General features: G+C 28.9%; 23 protein-coding genes. 9 read left to right on the forward strand and 14 right to left on the reverse strand.

Features of this window, described 5'->3' with window-relative positions; translation table 11 throughout:
* Window positions 1-70: 70 nt before the first annotated feature.
* The 4 genes from P161_RS0116505 to P161_RS0116520 are packed head-to-tail and all read right to left on the reverse strand — an operon-like array spanning window position 71 to window position 4,382.
* Entirely contained in the window at window positions 71-1,180 is a 1,110-nt protein-coding gene (locus tag P161_RS0116505) for an efflux RND transporter periplasmic adaptor subunit (RefSeq protein WP_026778000.1), read from the reverse strand.
* A 23-nt stretch (window positions 1,181-1,203) separates the two neighbouring features.
* Window positions 1,204-2,448 (reverse strand): ABC transporter permease, encoded by a 1,245-nt coding sequence (locus P161_RS0116510; RefSeq protein WP_026778001.1) that lies wholly within the window; start codon window positions 2,446-2,448, stop codon window positions 1,204-1,206.
* Between the two features lie 2 nt (window positions 2,449-2,450).
* A complete protein-coding gene (locus P161_RS0116515; protein WP_026778002.1) occupies window positions 2,451-3,686 on the reverse strand; it encodes an ABC transporter permease in 1,236 nt (411 codons plus the stop codon).
* Window positions 3,687-3,689: 3 nt separating this feature from the next.
* Window positions 3,690-4,382: an ABC transporter ATP-binding protein gene (locus P161_RS0116520; protein ID WP_026778003.1), complete on the reverse strand. Its 693-nt coding sequence runs from the start codon at window positions 4,380-4,382 to the stop codon at window positions 3,690-3,692.
* Between the two features lie 176 nt (window positions 4,383-4,558).
* Between P161_RS0116520 and P161_RS0116525 the strand changes: the two genes are divergently transcribed.
* From P161_RS0116525 to P161_RS0116535, 3 genes are read left to right on the forward strand one after another with little or no spacing between them, the layout of a single operon-like run.
* Window positions 4,559-4,975, forward strand: a complete 417-nt coding sequence (locus tag P161_RS0116525) for a thiol-disulfide oxidoreductase DCC family protein (protein WP_026778004.1) — start codon at window positions 4,559-4,561, stop codon at window positions 4,973-4,975.
* 6 nt (window positions 4,976-4,981) lie between these two features.
* The gene (locus P161_RS0116530; RefSeq protein WP_026778005.1) at window positions 4,982-5,263 is read left to right on the forward strand and encodes a hypothetical protein; all 282 of its coding nucleotides are present in this window, start codon (window positions 4,982-4,984) and stop codon (window positions 5,261-5,263) included.
* A gap of 3 nt (window positions 5,264-5,266) precedes the next feature.
* Complete coding sequence (locus tag P161_RS0116535) at window positions 5,267-5,923, forward strand: HAD family phosphatase (RefSeq protein ID WP_026778006.1); 657 nt, start codon at window positions 5,267-5,269, stop codon at window positions 5,921-5,923.
* A 74-nt stretch (window positions 5,924-5,997) separates the two neighbouring features.
* Here the strand turns inward: P161_RS0116535 and P161_RS0116540 are convergent, their stop codons facing one another.
* Together P161_RS0116540 and P161_RS0116545 are read right to left on the reverse strand one after the other, a co-directional pair.
* Window positions 5,998-6,816, reverse strand: coding sequence for a 1-acyl-sn-glycerol-3-phosphate acyltransferase (locus P161_RS0116540; RefSeq protein ID WP_026778007.1), 819 nt, complete (start codon window positions 6,814-6,816; stop codon window positions 5,998-6,000).
* A 56-nt stretch (window positions 6,817-6,872) separates the two neighbouring features.
* Window positions 6,873-7,499 carry a CoA pyrophosphatase gene (locus P161_RS0116545; protein ID WP_026778008.1) on the reverse strand — a complete coding sequence of 209 codons (627 nt, stop codon included), beginning with the start codon at window positions 7,497-7,499 and terminating at the stop codon, window positions 6,873-6,875.
* An 83-nt stretch (window positions 7,500-7,582) separates the two neighbouring features.
* On the opposite strand from P161_RS0116545, the gene P161_RS0116550 reads away from it, so the two are divergent.
* A complete protein-coding gene (locus P161_RS0116550) occupies window positions 7,583-7,864 on the forward strand; it encodes a hypothetical protein (protein ID WP_026778009.1) in 282 nt (93 codons plus the stop codon).
* Here the strand turns inward: P161_RS0116550 and P161_RS0116555 are convergent.
* The 4 genes from P161_RS0116555 to cysS all read right to left on the reverse strand — a co-directional run bounded on the left by P161_RS0116555 (window position 7,861) and on the right by cysS (window position 10,979).
* Window positions 7,861-8,172 carry a DUF6787 family protein gene (locus tag P161_RS0116555; RefSeq protein ID WP_026778010.1) on the reverse strand — a complete coding sequence of 104 codons (312 nt, stop codon included), beginning with the start codon at window positions 8,170-8,172 and terminating at the stop codon, window positions 7,861-7,863. The two genes, P161_RS0116550 and P161_RS0116555, sit on opposite strands and share 4 nt — an antisense overlap.
* The gene (gene lgt / locus P161_RS0116560; protein ID WP_026778011.1) at window positions 8,172-9,038 is read right to left on the reverse strand and encodes a prolipoprotein diacylglyceryl transferase; all 867 of its coding nucleotides are present in this window, start codon (window positions 9,036-9,038) and stop codon (window positions 8,172-8,174) included. Before lgt ends, P161_RS0116555 begins: the two co-directional genes overlap by 1 nt.
* A gap of 77 nt (window positions 9,039-9,115) precedes the next feature.
* Window positions 9,116-9,349, reverse strand: coding sequence for a membrane protein insertion efficiency factor YidD (gene yidD, locus P161_RS0116565; RefSeq protein WP_026778012.1), 234 nt, complete (start codon window positions 9,347-9,349; stop codon window positions 9,116-9,118).
* A 151-nt stretch (window positions 9,350-9,500) separates the two neighbouring features.
* Entirely contained in the window at window positions 9,501-10,979 is a 1,479-nt protein-coding gene (cysS, locus tag P161_RS0116570) for a cysteine--tRNA ligase (protein ID WP_026778013.1), read from the reverse strand.
* Window positions 10,980-11,203: 224 nt separating this feature from the next.
* On the opposite strand from cysS, the gene P161_RS19595 reads away from it, so the two are divergent.
* Together P161_RS19595 and P161_RS0116580 are read left to right on the forward strand one after the other, a co-directional pair.
* Entirely contained in the window at window positions 11,204-11,347 is a 144-nt protein-coding gene (locus P161_RS19595) for a hypothetical protein (protein ID WP_155810489.1), read from the forward strand.
* A gap of 294 nt (window positions 11,348-11,641) precedes the next feature.
* On the forward strand, window positions 11,642-11,938 hold the full coding sequence (locus tag P161_RS0116580; RefSeq protein ID WP_155810490.1) for a hypothetical protein: 297 nt from the start codon (window positions 11,642-11,644) through the stop codon (window positions 11,936-11,938).
* 3 nt (window positions 11,939-11,941) lie between these two features.
* Here P161_RS0116580 and P161_RS0116585 read toward each other — a convergent pair whose 3' ends face one another.
* Genes P161_RS0116585 through P161_RS0116595 form a run of 3 tightly spaced genes read right to left on the reverse strand, consistent with a single transcriptional unit; the run spans window position 11,942 to window position 14,397 of the window.
* Window positions 11,942-13,291, reverse strand: coding sequence for a hypothetical protein (locus P161_RS0116585; protein WP_026778015.1), 1,350 nt, complete (start codon window positions 13,289-13,291; stop codon window positions 11,942-11,944).
* Window positions 13,272-13,856, reverse strand: coding sequence for a hypothetical protein (locus P161_RS0116590; protein ID WP_026778016.1), 585 nt, complete (start codon window positions 13,854-13,856; stop codon window positions 13,272-13,274). Before P161_RS0116590 ends, P161_RS0116585 begins: the two co-directional genes overlap by 20 nt.
* Complete coding sequence (locus tag P161_RS0116595) at window positions 13,840-14,397, reverse strand: RNA polymerase sigma factor (protein WP_026778017.1); 558 nt, start codon at window positions 14,395-14,397, stop codon at window positions 13,840-13,842. The genes P161_RS0116590 and P161_RS0116595 overlap by 17 nt, the downstream gene beginning before the upstream one ends.
* Window positions 14,398-14,613: 216 nt before the next feature.
* On the opposite strand from P161_RS0116595, the gene meaB reads away from it, so the two are divergent.
* The 3 genes from meaB (at window position 14,614) to P161_RS0116610 (ending at window position 16,978) form a co-directional block, all read left to right on the forward strand.
* The gene (meaB, locus tag P161_RS0116600; RefSeq protein WP_026778018.1) at window positions 14,614-15,681 is read left to right on the forward strand and encodes a methylmalonyl Co-A mutase-associated GTPase MeaB; all 1,068 of its coding nucleotides are present in this window, start codon (window positions 14,614-14,616) and stop codon (window positions 15,679-15,681) included.
* An 11-nt stretch (window positions 15,682-15,692) separates the two neighbouring features.
* Window positions 15,693-16,115, forward strand: coding sequence for a hypothetical protein (locus P161_RS0116605; RefSeq protein ID WP_026778019.1), 423 nt, complete (start codon window positions 15,693-15,695; stop codon window positions 16,113-16,115).
* Window positions 16,116-16,264: 149 nt separating this feature from the next.
* The gene (locus tag P161_RS0116610; protein WP_026778020.1) at window positions 16,265-16,978 is read left to right on the forward strand and encodes a class I SAM-dependent methyltransferase; all 714 of its coding nucleotides are present in this window, start codon (window positions 16,265-16,267) and stop codon (window positions 16,976-16,978) included.
* A gap of 13 nt (window positions 16,979-16,991) precedes the next feature.
* Here the strand turns inward: P161_RS0116610 and P161_RS0116615 are convergent, their stop codons facing one another.
* Window positions 16,992-18,185, reverse strand: coding sequence for a serine hydrolase (locus P161_RS0116615; RefSeq protein ID WP_155810491.1), 1,194 nt, complete (start codon window positions 18,183-18,185; stop codon window positions 16,992-16,994).
* Window positions 18,186-18,191: the final 6 nt, after the last annotated feature.

Genomic DNA, 18,191 nt, shown 5'->3' on the forward strand with positions numbered 1-18,191 from the left:
TAATTGAATTCCCTTTCTTTTCTATAAAAACTACAAAATTTTTATTATTTTGTAAGATAATGCTTATGGATTATTCCACTTTAACATCTGTTTTTGATGCCTTATTCCAAATTTTAATTTGATCATCTTTTGTAATTCCTTCTAAAACTTCAACATTTACGCCATCTGAAGTTCCTAATTTTAGAGTTTTCTTTTCGAAAGTTCCATCTGCTTGTTTTACTTCTACATAAGGCTCTTCTGTATCTTTATCGAATCTTAAAACAGCTTCTTTTACAGATAATACACTATCTCTTTTTTCTAAAACGATATCTGCATTTGCACTATAACCAGCTCTAATAAAAAACTTATCATCTAAAGAAACATCTGCTTTTATTTTGAATTGTACTGCTCCTCCTTCTTCTGTTCCTTTTGGTGCAATAAAATTCAATTTTGCAGGAAATTTAACACCTTCAATAGCTCCAATTGAAACCTCGATATCTGAACCATTTACTAATCTACCAACTTCAGATTCATCTACTTTTCCTTCAAAAATCATTTTGCTCATATCTGCAATAGATGCAATTGTGGTTCCTGCATTAAAATTATTAGCCTGTATAACTTGATCTCCTTCTTTTACAGGAATCTCTAAAATAGTTCCAGACATTTGAGCCATAATATTGGTGTTGGCAGCACCTCCAGATGCAGCAGAACCTCTTTTAATAATTACGTAATCGTTTTGAGCGTTTTTTAAATCTTGCAAAGCAGAATTATATGTTAATTCAAAACGTTCAAATTCTTGTCTAGATATTACACCTTTATCAAGTAAGTTTTTATTTCTTTTGTAAGCAATTTCTGCGTTGTCTACATTCAATCTAATATTATCAACTCTACCTTTTGCGCTGATTAAAGATTGTTCATTTGGCACAACTCTTACCATTGCAATTAAATCTCCTTTGGTAACTTTAGCACCTTCAGTTAATAAAATTTTATCAATTATACCTGTTATTTGCGGCTTAATTTCAATTTCTTCTAAAGGTGTTACTTTACCAGTTGCCACTGTTTTTTTAACAATTGTGGTTTTAAAAGGTGTTTCAGTTTCGTATTCTACAATACTTTTTTTGTTCTTTTTTCCGAACCAAATTAATGCAACAAAAAATAATATTGCAATTATAATTAAAATAATTTTTGATCTTTTACTCATGATTTAGTTAATTGTGATTGATTTTATTCTTCTCTTAATGCTTCTATTGGTCTTACTACTGTTGCCATATGTGCAGGAATTAGTCCTATTAATGTTCCTAACACAATTAAAGTGGCAAATGCTATTATTATAATGGGTATATCTACAGTTGGGTTTATTAAAACTGCATCTTCACCAGAACCTAAAAAGGAATCAATTAACGCTAAAATAGAAGCCCCAAAGATAATTCCGATCATACCTGCTATGGTTGTTAAAAAAACAGATTCTAATATAATTTGTTGACGTACACTTTTTGGAGTTGCTCCTAAAGCTCTTCTTATTCCTATTTCTTGTGTTCTTTCTTTTACTGTAATTAATAAGATATTACCTATTGCAAAAACTCCTGCAATTAATGTTGCAATACCTACAAACCAAGTTAAAAATTGCATTCCTGTTAAAAATCCTGTAACCTTCCCTATTTCTTTTCCTAAATTAACGCTTCCAAAAGCTCTTTCATCATCTGGGTGAACTTTATGCAAACCTTTTAACGTTTGCAATACATCTGCTTCCATCTGCTCAATATCAGTACCTTCGTTTGCAGTTATCATCATCCAATCTACATTATTGGCTGTATTGTATACTTTTTTAAAAGTTGTAAAAGGTATGTATGCACAATCGCCATCAAAATCTATGGTGTTAGAGGGTTTATAAACACCAATTACCTGATAACCAATACTATTTATTTTAATATATTGCCCAATTGGCATTTCATCAATTTCAAATAATTGCTTGTACATATCTTCTGATATTACTGCAACTTTTGCTGTATTCATAATGTCATTTTCATTTAAAAAACGACCATATAATAATTGTTTTTTCTGAATTTGATCTAGTACAGGATAATCGCCACTAACTTGAAAGTTACCAGATTTAAAATCTTTTACAATTAAATTATTTGTTTGGTTTCTTGGTGCTAATAATTTAATTTCTTTCGTGTATTCTGATTTTAAAACCTCAATATCATTCATGTTTAAACGAAAACGTCTTCCTTCTTGAAAACCTTTAAAAGGTGTATCTGTAGATTGTGTCCAAACAAAAACACTATTTGTTGCAAAGTTTCCAAATAACTTATTAAAACTATTCTCTAAACCTCTTGCTGAGCCTAATAAAACGACCAACAAGAAAATTCCCCAAAGAACACCAATAATGGTAATTGCTGTTCTTACTTTATTTTTACGAATGCTTCCGTAAATTTCTTGCCAAGTATCTGAATCGAATAAAAACTTCATAATTAATCTGCTCTTAAGGCTTCTATAGGTTTAATGTTTGCTGCTCTTTTTGCGGGTAAATACCCTGCAATTAATCCAGACACAATTAAAACAATAGTTGCTCCAATTACTAGCCCAGAACTTACGCTTGGATCTTTAATAAAATAGTCTTCTAACAGTTCTCTCAACCATTCAATCTTTAAAATAAAAGTTCCTAAAGTTAAACCTGCATAGCCTGCAATTGTGGTTATTAAAACTGATTCTTGCACAACCATACTAACTATTGATGACGGTTTTGCTCCCAATGCTTTTCTAATTCCAAACTCTTTAGTTCTTTCTTTTATTACAAAAATCATAATATTAGAAATACCTATAATACCCGCTATTAAAGTTCCAGAACCAATAAAAACAATAATAAAAAATAATGCTAAAGATACTGTGCTTACAAATTTATTAGCTTCTGCCATGTTTCTTACAGAAAGTGCACTTTGGTCATCTGGATGTATATTTAATTTATTACGTAAATCACGTTCCAATTTATTTCCAAAAGCAATAGCTTCATCCGTATTTAAATTTGGATTATAACCTAAAGCTATTTGACTTATATAATCATTATTGCCATACATTGTTTGTGCTGTGCTTAATGGCATAAATGCTTTTCTTTCTTCATTATCTCCTCCATCATCAGAAAAAATTCCTATAATTAAAAAAGAACTTCCATTTAAAGTAACTCTTTTATTTAGCGCAGGTTTTTCTCCAAATAAATCTTTTTTTATAAGCCTACCAATAACAATTACTTTCGATTTTTCACGAATATCTCTTTCATTTAAATATCTACCTTCATCAATTATGGTTTTTTCTAAAAATTGATGATCTGGGTTTACAGCCATTACACTATACGAACTGGCTTCATTTTTATGTTTAATTATAAAATTCTTGTAGATTCTTGCAGATCGATATTCAATTTTATTTTCATATTCATCTGATACATAGTTATAATCTTCATTTTTTAGCTGAACATTTCTACCAGATTGTAAACCTTTATAAGGTATTGTAGTTCTCCATACCCTAACAAACATAGAGTTTTGAGCATCATCTGCAAAAGCGGTTTTAAAAAAGTTACCAAGTCCGTTAGAAATTCCAAACAATAAAGTGAAAAGTAAAATAGCAAAAGCCACAGTAAAACCAGACATTACAGAACGTAACCTGTTTTTATTAATACTTTGAAAAATTTCTCGCCAACGATCTATATCAAACATAATTTATACTGCTTTAGATGCTTTTGTGAATTCATCACTTATAATAACACCATCTTTTAAGCGCACAATTCGTTTGGTTTGTTCTGCTACTTCTTCTTCGTGTGTAATTACAAAAACAGTCATCCCTTCATCATTAATGTCTTTTAATAAATCCATTACATTATCTGTTGTTGTTGAATCTAAAGCCCCAGTTGGTTCATCTGCTAATACTACTTTTGGGTTGGTAACTAATGCTCTTGCAATTGCAACACGTTGTTTTTGTCCTCCAGAAAGTTCGTTTGGTAAATGGTGTGCCCATTCCTTTAAACCAACTTTTTCTAAGTAATCTAAAGCAACTTCCAAACGCTCTTTTCTAGCCATTCCTTTATAATACAAAGGAAGTGCAACATTTTCTACAGCTGTTTTGTAAGATATTAAATTAAAAGATTGAAAAATAAAGCCTAAAAATTTGTTTCTCAACAAAGCAGCTTTCTTCTCATTCATGTCTTTTATAAGTTGCCCATCTAAGAAATAATCACCTTCATCATGAATATCTAACAAGCCAACAATGTTTAATAAAGTAGATTTTCCTGATCCAGAAGAACCCATAATAGAAACAAATTCGCCTTCTTTTATGTGTAAATCAATTCCTTTTAATACGTGCAAAGAATCTTTCCCTATAGGATAAGATTTGTGAAGTTTTTCTATTCTAATCATTCGTTTGGTTAATTTTACTATAAAAGTATTGAATGCTACTGATAGCGATTATTAATTTTTTGTTAAAAGGAATTAATAAACCCAATTACAAACATAAGACGACCAAAAATTATATTTGTTACATCAATTTTAAAAAAAGATACATTAATTTTGTTTTTTATTGTTTAAGCCATAATATGATTGAGATTCCTGAAAATAAAAAATTAATTCTTTTTGATGGTGTTTGTAATTTATGCAATAATGCTGTTTTAAAAGTGATAAAATACGATCGAAAAAACACCTTTGTTTTTGCAGCATTACAATCTGAATCTGGTAAAAAAATTACAGACTATTTGCATATAAATACTGCTAAAGTAGACTCTATAATTTTGTACGAACCTGGAGTTGCGTACGATCTTAAATCAACTGCTGCTTTAAAAGTGATGAAAGATTTTGGTGGATTTTGGAATATTACTCAAATTGGCTTCTTGTTTCCAGAAAGTTTTAGAGATTTTGTCTACGATTTTATTGCAAAAAACAGGTATACATGGTTTGGTAAAAAAGAAAATTGTGTAATCCCTACTCCAGAATTAAAAGCTAAATTTTTAGATTGATATTTTATGAATAATTTTTCTTTTACACCTCTAAAACTTGCCTTTATTTCTTTTATTTTAACGATAATAATAGCTGTATTATCATTTAAAGTTGATGATGAAAATTCTTATCTATTACATACTTTAATTGGTATGATTCCTTTAATAATTATTATTTTATCAATTATGGGTATAATTAAATCTGCAAAAAAAATAAATAATATTAAAAAGATTAAAACAGTTGTTGAAATCACTACAAACATCTTATTTTTAAAACTTTATACTTATTTAATTATAATCAATATTTAAAACATGAAAATACCAAAAAATATAAAATGCGTAATTTTTGATATGGATGGTGTTATTATAGACTCTGAAGAAATCCATAAAAAAGCATATTACGAAACTTTTATTTCCATTGGTGTAGATGTTTCTGATGAACTCTACAAATCACTCACAGGTTCATCAACAATTAATGCTTTTCAGAAGTTAGTTTCACATTTTAGGTTGAATTTAGATCCTGAAGAACTTGTTTTAAATAAAAGAAAACGATACGTAAATTTCTTTGAAAACGACCCAACTTTACATTTGGTAGAAGGTGTTGAAGATTTGATAAAACATTGCTATCATAAAGGATTCACCTTAGTATTAGCTTCTTCTTCAGCGATGGTAAATATCAATAGAGTTTTTAATCGCTTTGATTTAAATCAATATTTTACAGCTAAAATTTCTGGCGCAGATTTAAAAGCTTCAAAACCACATCCTGAAATTTTTGAAAAAGCAGCATTGTTAGGAAAAACACCCAAAGAAAATTGTATCGTTATTGAAGATTCAGACAATGGAATTAAAGCTGCAAACGATGCTGGAATTTTTGTTTTCGGTTATAAAAACCCGATGGCTGCAGATCAAACTTTAGAAAATGCCAACCTTATTATTTATAATTTTAGTGAATTACAAAAAATAATATAACGCTTTTAATTTTGGTATTTTACATAAAAAAACATCCAAATTTGGATGTTTTTTTTGTTATTTATAAAGAGTATTTAAGAACTCCAAAACTCTCTTTTTTTGTTTAGTTCTTCTTCTTCTTTCAGATATTCTTCTGCTTCTTTTGGAGAAAGTACCTTTAAAAAAGATGGATGTTGTTCAATTGCATATTCTATTTTCGTTACAATATCTGCAATTTCTTCATTTTCATAATCAATTTCTAAGGGTTCTTTTATTACCATAGATTGCAAAACATTTTTTCTTTTTATACTTAACCCTTTTTTATCAAAAGAACGTCTAAAACCATCAATAACAATGGGTACAACAATTGGTTTATAGGTTTTAATAATATGCGCAGTTCCTCTTCTAATTGGTTTAAAAGGTGTTGTTGTTCCTTGAGGAAATGTTATAACCCAACCATCATTTATGGCTTTACCAATGTTAGATATATCAGAATTTTTAACCTGCCTTTTTACATCTTGACCAGCACTTCTCCAAGTTCTATCAATAGAAACAGCACCTGCATAAGCGAATATTTTTGGCAAAAGTCCAGAACGCATAGTTTCTCCTGCAGCAACAAAATAAAAATTTAATTTTGGTTGCCAGATATACCCTATATTTTTAATACTATCATCCCTGCCTTTTAAAGCTGCGTTAAATACGTGAAACATGGCTGCTACATCTGCAAAATACGTTTGGTGATTAGATATAAAAAGTACATTTCTTTCGGGTAAATTTCTTAATATTTGAGAACCTTCAATTTTAAGATTATTAAAATTCTGGTATCTACCATGAGAAACTACACCAAAAAAACGAATAATCCATTTTTTTAAAAATAAGTAATGGCCAAAAGGATTTTTCTTAAATAAAGGCATTAATAAATTATATTAATTAGTTGATTAACAAAATTACAAAACAATTTACGAACTTGCTATTTTAACAGTTCTTTAATTTCTGAAAGCATCATACCTGTTGCCCCCCAAATTATATGATCATCAATTTTAAAACAAGGTACATCTGCATTTTGCATGTATGAAGTTGTTAAATTGACTGTGGTCATATTATGTTCGTTTAATAAGTCGCTCACTAAAATTTCAATTGTATTTGCAACTTCATGATTTAAAATAAACGCTGGTTGTTTATCAACAAAACCTAAAAAAGGAGTTGCTAAAAAATTACTTGGAGGAATGTAAACATCGGTTAATTCTCTTATTATTTTTATGGATGCTGTTTGTACACCAACTTCTTCAAAAGTTTCTCTTAAAGCAGTTTCTTTTAAGTTTTTATCTGCTTTTTCTGCTTTACCTCCAGGAAAACTTATTTGAGCAGAGTGTGTGCCTTTATAACTTGGTCTTTGCGTTAAAAGTAACGTAGTTTCATTTTTTTTATTCGGATAAAATAATGCTAAAACTGCTGCTTTTCTTGGGTTACTTGCTGCAATTTTATCTTTATTGTATTGAAGTCGCAGTTTTGGTGCCATTTTAAATTGAGCATCCAATCCTCCTAATTCAACATTTTTAAAATCTTCTATTTTATCAGTAAAACTTTTAAAATTCATTTTTGATTTGTTACTTTTAACAAACTTACCATTTTCTGTGGTACAAAATTATTTTTTGGCAAGAATTTTGAACACCTAAAACCATGAATAAAAAATATAAAAAATTAGCCTTCAGTGTTGTTTTAGATCTTATTGGCTTTTTTACGATGTTCCCAATAGATTTAGCTTGGGCTCCAATTTCTGGTTATTTAATGACAAGAATGTACAAAGGTAATTTAGGAAAAGCAGCTGGTATTGTAAGTTTTATAGAAGAAATTGTTCCTTTTTCTGATGTTATACCAACTTTTACAATTATGTGGTTTTACACTTACGTAATTAAAAAAGAGGAAAAAAAGGATAAAGAAATTACAATCATCGATATTTAGGCATCGTTTTTAAATAAAAAACCAAAACCTAATCTACTTAAAAACTTTTTTTCGAAAGCCCAAAAGAATTTGAATTGACCAAAAAGCCAACCCACAATTGGGAGTGTTAATTGGTAAATTGGAAATATTAATATAATCCTTAAAGGGTAATAAAACCAAGGACTTAAAGTTTCTGTTGATAATCCTAAAAAAGCAGTTACAGGTTTTGCAACCCAAGCTGCAAATGATCCGTTAATTGCAAAGACAATAAAAATAGCAACAACAGCCCAATTGCTTTCTATGCCCCATCTTTCTTTTAATTTTTCCATTACCCTACTTTCTCTGTGTTTTTAGTTTTTCTGAACATTAACCACAAACCTATTAAAACTAAGGGAATACTTAAAACTTGACCTGTATTTAAAGGACTAAATAACCATTCTTCTCCTCTTTCTTGGACTTGTGGTTCTTTTAAAAACTCTATAACAAATCTTAAAGACCATAAAACTGCAAAAAACAAACCAAATAAGAAACCTGTTTGTTCTTTTTTATCAGTTTTCCAATACAAATGCCACATTACAAAAAATAAAATTAAGTAACTAATAGCTTCATAGATTTGCGTTGGATGTCTTGCAAAATTTTCTGCATTATTTTTAAAAATTACGCCAAAATCAGAACCTGTTGCCTTTCCAACAATTTCTGAATTCATAAAATTACCTGTTCTAATAAAAAAACCAGCTAAAGCAACCATAATTGCCAATCTATCTAAAATAAAAAGCCAAGGTTTGTGTAAATGTTTTTTTGCATAAAAGTACATGGCAATAGGAATTCCAATAGCTGCTCCATGACTTGCAAAACCAGTAAACCCAGTAAATTTATATCCTTTAATAAAACCAAATAAACTATCGTTTGCACTTTCTTTTATGGGTAAAAATATTTCTAATAAATGATCTTGATAATAATCCCAACTATAAAAGAAAACATCACCAAAACGCATTCCAATTAACATCGAAATAAAAACATACATAAATAATGTATCTAGTTTTTCTGCGGGAATTTTATCTTCTATATATATTTTTTTCATTAGGTGTAAACCCAATAAAAAAGCGGCTACAAACATCAAACTGTACCAACGAACTACAAAAAAACCTAAATCGATTCCTATTGATGGACTCCACTCTATTGCTAAAAAATTCATACTTATATGTTCAATGTTTAAAATTCAAGATTTAAAGTTCTAAGTTTTGCGTCTTTTTTATTTTCTCTTTACTCTATTTACTTATTTTTCTCTGGCACAGGATCATAACCACTTCCTCCCCAAGGATGACAACTAAAAATTCGCTTCAAAGATAACCAACCTCCAGAAAATAAACCGTGTTTTTGCAAAGCTTCTATAGTATAATGTGAACAAGTTGGGCTATATCTGCAAGTTGCTGGTGTATAAGGAGAAATTGCTGCTTGATAAAAACGCACAATTAAAATAAATGGATATGAAAGTATTTTTTTCAAAATTAAATTTTATGTTTTTAATTATGAGATTTCTCCTATCGTCGAAATGACAATTTTATTAAAAATAGAACAAAACATATTTTTGTAATTATTTTTGATAATTTCTATCAATTTTGGAACTCCTTCCCTTTGGGAAGATTGGGATGGGCTTTTAATTTATCGAAAAAGTTGTGCCTTCCTTACCATCTTTTAATTGAATTCCTAGTTCAATTAATTCGTCTCTAATTTGGTCTGACAAAGCCCAATCTTTATTTTCTCTTGCTTCTTTTCTTAGTTTGATAAGCAACTCCACTACTCCATTTACTTTTCCTGAATTGTCTTGAGCATTTTCGTTCATCAACCCTAAAACATCAAAAACAAAAGCGTTTAAAGTTTGTTTTACATCTTCTAAATCGTCTGAAGTTAAACTTGCTTTGCCTTCTTTAATTTGGTTGATGATTTTTACAACATCAAACAAATTCGAAATTAAAATTGGTGTATTAAAATCGTCATTCATTGCTGCATAACAAGCTGCTTTCCATTTTTGGACATCAAAAGTTGATGTTTCACCAGCTTCAATTTTAGCTACAAAAGAAACTGCTTCCATTAATTTAGAGTGTCCTTTTTCTGAGGCTTCTAAAGCTTCACCCGAAAAATCTAAAATGCTTCTGTAATTGGCTTGCATGTTAAAAAAGCGAACTACAGATGCAGAAAATGCTTTTGGTAAAATGTTATTTTCTCCTGATAAAATTTCATTTGGTAAAATAAAATTTCCTGAAGATTTTGCCATTTTTTGGCTATTTAACAACAACATATTAGTGTGCATCCAATAATTTACGGGTTTTACACCAGAGCAAGTTTGCGATTGTGCAATTTCACATTCATGATGTGGAAATTTTAAATCCAATCCTCCTCCATGAATATCAAATTGTTCGCCTAAATATTTTGTACTCATCACAGAACACTCCAAATGCCAACCAGGAAAACCATCACTCCAAGGTGAAGGCCATCTCATAATATGTCTTTCATCAGCTTTTTTCCAAAGTGCAAAATCTTGTGGATTTTTCTTATCAGATTGTCCATCTAAAGCTCTTGTATTATGGATTAAATCTTCCACTTTTCTACCAGAAAGAATTCCGTAATTTCCTTTTTTATTATATTCTAACACATCAAAATAAACAGAACCATTTACTTCATACGCAAAACCTTTTTCTATGATTTCTTTAATCATTTCTATCTGCTCAACAATATGACCTGTTGCAGTTGGCTCTATACTTGGAGGTAAAAAATTGTAGTTTTTTAATACGTTATGAAAATCTACAGTGTATTTTTGAACCACTTCCATAGGTTCAATTTTTTCTAAACGTGCTTTTTTAGCAATTTTATCTTCACTTTCATCATCTTCATTTTCTAGGTGCCCAGCATCTGTAATATTACGCACATAACGCACTTTGTAGCCCAAATGCAACAAATATCTGTACACAACATCAAAGAACATAAATGTTCTTACATTTCCTAAATGTGCATTGCTATATACTGTGGGCCCACAAACGTACATACCTACATATCCGTCTGTTATGGGTTTAAAATCTTCTTTCGTTTTAGAAAGAGAATTGTATATTTTAAGTTGATTTTCTTTATAGAGTTCCATTAAAAAAAGTAACGATTTACAAGCGATAAATATAGGTACTTTATAAGGAATGGCGAAATGGAAATTAAGGGAAGTTTTTAATTAAAATTCGAAAAAATCTATCGAATTTACTTTTTAAATACTTTTATAAAGTAGTGAGTTATTGTGAAAGGTTGTGAATAGTTTTGAATAGTTTTGAAAGGCTGGTACAAATTTTGTACATTTGTATCAACAACAACAAAATTATGGGAAAACTTATCTCAAAATATACTAAAATAAAAAAACAGCAAATTACAAATTCATCTGTAAAAGTTGCTCATACAGTTCGTGTTCTTACTCAAAAAGATATTGATGCAGAACGTTCTTCTGCATATTCTTATGTCTTATAAAAACCTTTTCTATTGGAAAGGCATATTTATAATTACACATACAAAGGTTCTAAAACTTTAGACAATTTAAAAATCGATTTATATACTTTTAAGTGCGAATTTAATCACACCTATATTGTTGAAATAGAAAAATTTGAACCTAATATTTATATTGTTCAATTTTATTTAAAATCTCATTAAAATTCTGATGATAGGCATTCATTAGTTGTTTCCGAAGGTTCTAAAGGGAACAAAAGTGGAGCAACAAATTTTTTAATCATTTTAAATACAATTCAAGATTTGATGTTTTCTTATTTGAGTAGAAACGATAAAGCATCTTTTGGTTTTATTGGAGCAAGATCTATAAACTCTAAAAAAGATAGAGTTCTAAAAACCAAAATTATAGAAAGTGAAAATGAAGATGGTACAATAATTAATAGCCAACGTTTTAGGATTTATAGAAAATATACAAAACGTTATTTTTCTTTAAATCACTTTAGCCATTTAGAAATGAGAAGTATAAGCTGTTATTTATTGTTAAACAAGAAAAATAATTTGACTCCAGATGAATCTCTAAATTTTTTCTTAAAATATATAAATGATGATTTCTAATTTTTATTCAATTAAAATACTACTATAATCACCCTTAAAAATAATTAAATTTTTTGTTGATGAATTTGTGTTCGATATTCCAGCTCGTTTATTTTCCAAATTAACTTTATTTACTTGATATTTTAATTTACTTGACACATCACCTAAATTAATGCTTGCATTAGATTGACTTAAATTCAACAAAAACTCGCCAAAATTAGAATTAAAACCATCAATACTTAATTCTCCAAATTTATCAGAAATCGTTACGTTTTCATTGATTTTATAAATTTTAACTCCAGATGAATTATTGCTCATTGTTGTATTTGTAAGAGATGCTATTTTAGCATCTCTTACGTTGTTTAAAAATAAAGTACAGGCATTTAAATCGTTGATGGTTACTGGTGAATAATCAATAGTTAATTCACCACCATTTAAATTATTCGCATTAAAAGTGCCATATTTTACGTTACCAAAAGCAACTGTGTTTGGTAGTTTTACTTTACAATGACGTGTATTTAAATCGAAAGTTGCCCCTTTTGGAACTTTAATTTCTAGTCTCTTTTTAATTTTAATTTTTTTTCCATTAATGATGATATCATCTGAATTAGAATTAAATTTTAATTTTTTGAGTTCTTCTTTTACTTTTTGTAATTGTTTTTTTATTTTATCGTAATCCACTTTTTTATATTCTTCTTGAGACTCTTTTATTTGCTTTTTCATTTTTTCTTTAGAATCAACAAAATCTTTTCTGAATTTTTCCTTATCAAAATTCATCTTCTTTTTTAATTCTTCGTACTTCTTAGACTTCTTGAATTCTTCCCATTCTTTTTTCGATTTAATATTAATATGAACATCATCATCAGAATATTGAAAAGAATAATTTCCGTTTTTACCAATATTATTCGCTAAATTTTCAAGATTATTAGGCAAATTTGTATAATCAAAATCAAAATTCATATCTGGTAAAACAATAGTTTCAAAACTTGAATAATCAATATCTGGCATTTTAAAATCGAAATTCATATCATCAAAAAAAACAAAATCATTCTTAAAATTAAAGGCATTATTTCCTTTTGATGTGATTTGAACTTTCTTAGAATTGCCCAAAGCTTCAAAATTCCAATCTTTAAAATATTTTTCGGCTTCTTCTTTAGTGATTCCTTCAATTTCTATAAAAGCCTCAACTTGCACTTCATTTTTATCCCAAATAGCAACATTAATATCTGTGTTTGATGCGTTAATAGCAACTTCCACATCTTTTTTTGTGGAGAAATTTTCTGTAAATTTTTTATCGAACTTTTGAGCAAAAACAGTTCCTAAAAAACTGATGGCAATAAAGGTGAAAATGTATTTATATGACTTGTGTTTCATGTTGTTTAGTATTTAAATTATTAAGTTCATTTAGTTGCTTTTTTAAACGTTGAAAAAGCTGTAAGCGTAATTGTAAATTACGAATTAGTGCATCTATAGTTGCATCATTAACCCCATTTGTATTGAGCTCTTTGGTTAACGATTTGTATTCTTTGGTGAGTTCTGCAATTTTTAATAAGTAACTATCCACAAGTTCCTTATTCCCTTCAGATAAATCTAATTGACTAATTTCTAATTTAATACTATTCAAATAATAGGTTTCTATGGTATTAAATTCAGGAGAAATAGTACCTAAAGTAATTTCATCTTGTGTTGAATTTATTTCAGCATCTTTTTTCTCAATGGGTTGTGCTACTATTTGTTCTGTTGGATACAATTTAATTGCTAAACTAACCAACAACACAACTGATGCTGCAACAGACAGCCATTTAAAAGATGTTTTTTTCTTTTTCTTTAAATGCAATTCAGACTTCAATAAGTTCTCAAATTTTGAAGTATGGTTTGCAGATAATTCTATATTTCCTTCTTTAAAATCCTTTAATTTTTCTCTAATATCTTGCTGCATAACTCGTGTCTTTTAACTGTTCTCTCAATAATTTTTTCCCTCTTAGCAAATTTGTTCTAGATGTATTTTCGGTAATGTTTAAAACTTGTGCAATTTCTTGATGATCATAACCTTCTATCAAATACAAACTTAAAACCAAGCGATATTTTTCCTTTAATAATTTAATTTTATCTACAATTTCATCTGCAGAAATTTCACAATCAATTTGCCAATTTTCATCTTCTGTAATAGTTATAATCTCATCATTTATCGAAACTAAATCCAACTTATTTTTCTTTAAATAATCAATACTTTGGTTGATGACAATCCGTTTTAACCAAGCTCCAAAAGCGACTTCATTCTTATAGGTATCAATATTTTTAAATGCCTTTATAAAAGCATCTTGCATTACATCTTCTGCTAAAAAACGATCTTTTACATATCTATAAGCAATTAAAAACATCGCTTTACAATACAAATTATACAATTGCATTTGCGCCTTTGCATCGTTGTTTTTGCATTGGTTAATTATAGTTTGATGTAATTGTTTGGTTGGTTTCATTAAATCATTCTTATCTTATAGACGATACATTTTTCGAGTTGTTGCAAAATTTTAAAAAAAATAATTCCACAGAGAAACACAGCGCATTTTCACAGAGCTTCACAGAGGTATTCTCAACTTTTCTCTGTGGAACTCTGTGAAACTTTGTGAATCTCCATGTAAAAACTCTTAATTTATTTGAAGTTAAATCCTTAAATTTACATATTAACTTTTACAATGGATAAAAATAAATCTGCTTTACAAGAAAATGAAGGTGTTTTAAAACCTAAAACAACCCATTTTTTAAGTGCGGAAAAAATAAAAAGAAATAGAGCAAAACAGCATACTGTTGAACAATTTGTATCCAAAATTTTGGAGGGTAATATTACTTTTTTAAGTAGAGCCATTACTTTGGTTGAAAGCACCAATGTAAATCATCAAAAAAAAGCAAACGAAATTCTAGAACGTTGTTTGCCTTTTGCAAATAAATCTGTTAGAATCGGAATTACTGGAGTTCCTGGCGTTGGCAAAAGTACCTTCATAGAATCTTTTGGAAAATACTTAACAAGTCAACATAAAAAAGTAGCTGTTCTGGCTGTTGATCCTAGTAGTTCTGTACATAAAGGTTCTATTTTAGGTGATAAAACTAGAATGGAAGAATTAGTAACTGATAAAAATGCGTTTATCAGACCTTCACCTTCTGGAACTTCTTTAGGTGGTGTTGCTCAAAAAACACGCGAATCTATAATTCTTTGTGAAGCTGCTGGTTTTGATACCATAATTATTGAAACTGTTGGAGTTGGGCAATCTGAAACTGTGGTGCATTCTATGGTTGATTTCTTTTTGTTGCTAAAACTAGCTGGTGCTGGAGATGAATTGCAAGGGATAAAACGTGGAATTATAGAAATGGCAGATGCAATTGTTATCAACAAAGCAGATGGTGAAAATGAAAAAAACGCAAAAATTGCCAAAGTTGAATTTAACAGAGCATTGCATTTATACCCAATTAAAGAAAGTAATTGGCAACCAAAAGTTTTAACGGCAAGTGCTTTGCATAATTTAGGTATCGAAAAAATCGACAACATGATTGTGGATTATATTACTTTGACAAAAGAGAATAATTATTTTGATAAAAAACGAAATCAGCAAAATAAATATTGGCTGTTATCTACCATTGAACAACAATTAAAGGCTAACTTTTATAATAATCCTTTGATAAAAAATGCGCTAACCCAAGAAATTACAGCTTTAGAAAATGGCAAAACAACGCCTTTTAATGCTGCTAAACGATTGTTGGAATTATAATCTTATAAATTATGAAAAAGCAAATAGTAACTTTTTTACTAATCAGTTTTTCTTACTTTGGTTTTAGTCAAAATTTCAGTTTAATTGAACCAAATATTTCAAAATTAAAAGAAGAAAATTCTAAAGGCAATAATACCGAACCAATTTTAATTTATTTAAAAAATAATTATAACACTAATTCTGAAAAGTTTGAAAAACAATTCTTAGAATGGGATACTACAAAGGAATGTGCCTTCAAACAGGAATTTAAAAACAATATTACTTACTCCGTTTTTAATTGTAAAGAATCTGGTGGCATGACTATAGAACTAGAAATGCCAAAAATAAAACGTAAAGAATTAATGTTATGGATTGAAAAAATCTATGAAGTTGATAAAATGGATGACGAAGAAAATATATGGAAAGAGAACAACTCTAAATTTGAGCCAAAATAGACAATTCCTGGTTGTTATTATAAAATTGATGAAAGAAAGAAAACTACATTTGTTAGTTTATACTGTGGTTGTTAAAGTGTTTTAACTTATTTTAAAATTTTATAATTTCTTTATCACCCTTAAAAACAAATGATTCTTACTTTTAAATTATGAAAAACATCTTCCTTCTATTTCTTATTTTTATTTCAACTTCTTGCATTTCATCCCAAGAAAAAAAACAACAAACAGCAACATATACTTTTAAAAAAGGGGATTACAATGGCATTGGGAAATGGTATTTAGGCAGAGAAATTGCTTATGTAATGGGCTATGAAGGTATTAATTGGTTGGAACGTTCTACTCGTGAAAAAGAGGAAGAAACGTCTAAATTGATTAAAAATATGGCAATAAAGACCACTGATGTTATTGCAGATATTGGTGCAGGTTCTGGCTATCACGTTTTTAAAATGGCACCAATTGCAAACAAAGGTAAAATATATGCTGTAGATATTCAACCAGAGATGCTAAATGCAATTTTAACCAATACTTATTTTGAGACTTATAAAAATGTTGAGTTGGTTCAAGGTGATGAGCAATCTGTAAACCTACCAGAAAATACCTTTGATAAAGTTTTAATGGTTGATGTGTATCACGAATTTAATTTCCCCAAAGAAATGATTTTATCTATCAAAAAATCTTTAAAGAAAAACGGAAAAATTTATTTAATAGAATACAGAATGGAAGATGAAACAGTGCCCATAAAAACAATTCATAAAATGAGCGAAAAACAAGCTGTAAAAGAACTAAAAGCTGCTGGTTTTAAACTTGAAAAAAATATGGATAATTTGCCTTGGCAACATTGTATGGTTTTTGTTAAAATTTAAGTCTTAAAACTACCTAAACATCCAAATTATTATTTACAATTTCTTTTACTTTTCGATTTAAATATCTTAAAGAATTATAACTTGTATGCTCTAAAATAATTACAATTACATCATCATTTATGTAATTTGTTAAAGCTGTACTAAAACCATTCCATTTGCCATAATGATAAACGTAATCTTCCTTTAGCTTATCCATTCTAAAACCAAAACCATAAGGCACTTTTCGTCCGTAAATAGTTTTTCCTGGAGTGTACATTAATGCTATAGATTCCTTATTAAGAAATTCGCCCGAATTTAAAGCCACAGTCCACTTGTATAAATCTTCGGCATTCGAGTATACATTTTTATCCCCAACAATAGCATCATTTACAGTGTTACCAATTTTTATGTGTTTCCAACCTCTGTAAAGTCGATAACCTATTAACTGATTTCTTCTTACAGTATCATTTTGATAACTGTAAACAAAAGAGTTTTGCATATCTAAAGGCTCAAAAATATTTTTGTGGAGATATTCTCCAAAAGATACCCCAGATACTTTTTCTACAATAGAAGCCAATACAAAATAACCCGTATTTGAATAATCGAAATTACGACCTGGCTTAAAAAATCGTTGTGCTTTAGAGAATGGTAAAATCTTCATCAAATCAGCATTTGAAGGCGCATTTTTTTCTTTCCATTCGTGTTCTGCTACCCAAAAATATTTTGGTAAACCTGAAGTATGATTCAATAAGTTTGCGATTGTAATGTTTTTATACGGAAAGTCAGGCAAATAAACATTTATTGTATCCGCAAGTTTAATTTTATGCTGTTCTTTTAACTGCATAATTGCAGCTGCTGTAAATTGTTTACTTACAGAAGCCAGTTGAAATATCGACTCATTTTTAAGTGGTATTTTTTTTCTAAAATCTGCAAAGCCAACTTGATTGGAATACACAATTTTACCTTTTTTTGCAACTAAAACAGCACCATGAAAATCGTGCCTTTTATTAATTCTTTTTAACAAAGAATCTAATTTAGAATTTACTTTTTTTACAACCGTTTCTGGAAAATATTCTAAAGAAATTGGTAGAATACTTTCTTCTTCCGCTATTGGTTTTTCTGGTTGTGGCTGTTCTTCTATTTCAGCATTAAAACTGATAAACGCAAAAAAGAGCGTGCTAAAAACTACTAAAGTTAAAAGTATTATTTTTTTTCGGGAATTAATCATCACTGC

The sequence above is a fragment of the Polaribacter sp. Hel_I_88 genome (genome assembly GCF_000687935.1).
In the GTDB taxonomy this organism is placed as follows: Bacteria; Bacteroidota; Bacteroidia; order Flavobacteriales; family Flavobacteriaceae; genus Polaribacter.

Bases quoted from the DNA above. Each gene is read 5' to 3' on its own strand.
- P161_RS0116505 (WP_026778000.1), bottom strand. From the start codon at position 1,180: ATGAGTAAAAGATCAAAAATTATTTTAATTATAATTGCAATATTATTT.
- P161_RS0116510 (WP_026778001.1), bottom strand. From the start codon at position 2,448: ATGAAGTTTTTATTCGATTCAGATACTTGGCAAGAAATTTACGGAAGC.
- P161_RS0116515 (WP_026778002.1), bottom strand. From the start codon at position 3,686: ATGTTTGATATAGATCGTTGGCGAGAAATTTTTCAAAGTATTAATAAA.
- P161_RS0116520 (WP_026778003.1), bottom strand. From the start codon at position 4,382: ATGATTAGAATAGAAAAACTTCACAAATCTTATCCTATAGGGAAAGAT.
- P161_RS0116525 (WP_026778004.1), top strand. From the start codon at position 4,559: ATGATTGAGATTCCTGAAAATAAAAAATTAATTCTTTTTGATGGTGTT.
- P161_RS0116530 (WP_026778005.1), top strand. From the start codon at position 4,982: ATGAATAATTTTTCTTTTACACCTCTAAAACTTGCCTTTATTTCTTTT.
- P161_RS0116535 (WP_026778006.1), top strand. From the start codon at position 5,267: ATGAAAATACCAAAAAATATAAAATGCGTAATTTTTGATATGGATGGT.
- P161_RS0116540 (WP_026778007.1), bottom strand. From the start codon at position 6,816: ATGCCTTTATTTAAGAAAAATCCTTTTGGCCATTACTTATTTTTAAAA.
- P161_RS0116545 (WP_026778008.1), bottom strand. From the start codon at position 7,499: ATGAATTTTAAAAGTTTTACTGATAAAATAGAAGATTTTAAAAATGTT.
- P161_RS0116550 (WP_026778009.1), top strand. From the start codon at position 7,583: ATGAATAAAAAATATAAAAAATTAGCCTTCAGTGTTGTTTTAGATCTT.
- P161_RS0116555 (WP_026778010.1), bottom strand. From the start codon at position 8,172: ATGGAAAAATTAAAAGAAAGATGGGGCATAGAAAGCAATTGGGCTGTT.
- lgt (WP_026778011.1), bottom strand. From the start codon at position 9,038: ATGAATTTTTTAGCAATAGAGTGGAGTCCATCAATAGGAATCGATTTA.
- cysS (WP_026778013.1), bottom strand. From the start codon at position 10,979: ATGGAACTCTATAAAGAAAATCAACTTAAAATATACAATTCTCTTTCT.
- P161_RS19595 (WP_155810489.1), top strand. From the start codon at position 11,204: ATGGGAAAACTTATCTCAAAATATACTAAAATAAAAAAACAGCAAATT.
- P161_RS0116585 (WP_026778015.1), bottom strand. From the start codon at position 13,291: ATGAAACACAAGTCATATAAATACATTTTCACCTTTATTGCCATCAGT.
- P161_RS0116590 (WP_026778016.1), bottom strand. From the start codon at position 13,856: ATGCAGCAAGATATTAGAGAAAAATTAAAGGATTTTAAAGAAGGAAAT.
- P161_RS0116595 (WP_026778017.1), bottom strand. From the start codon at position 14,397: ATGAAACCAACCAAACAATTACATCAAACTATAATTAACCAATGCAAA.
- meaB (WP_026778018.1), top strand. From the start codon at position 14,614: ATGGATAAAAATAAATCTGCTTTACAAGAAAATGAAGGTGTTTTAAAA.
- P161_RS0116605 (WP_026778019.1), top strand. From the start codon at position 15,693: ATGAAAAAGCAAATAGTAACTTTTTTACTAATCAGTTTTTCTTACTTT.
- P161_RS0116610 (WP_026778020.1), top strand. From the start codon at position 16,265: ATGAAAAACATCTTCCTTCTATTTCTTATTTTTATTTCAACTTCTTGC.
- P161_RS0116615 (WP_155810491.1), bottom strand. From the start codon at position 18,185: ATGATTAATTCCCGAAAAAAAATAATACTTTTAACTTTAGTAGTTTTT.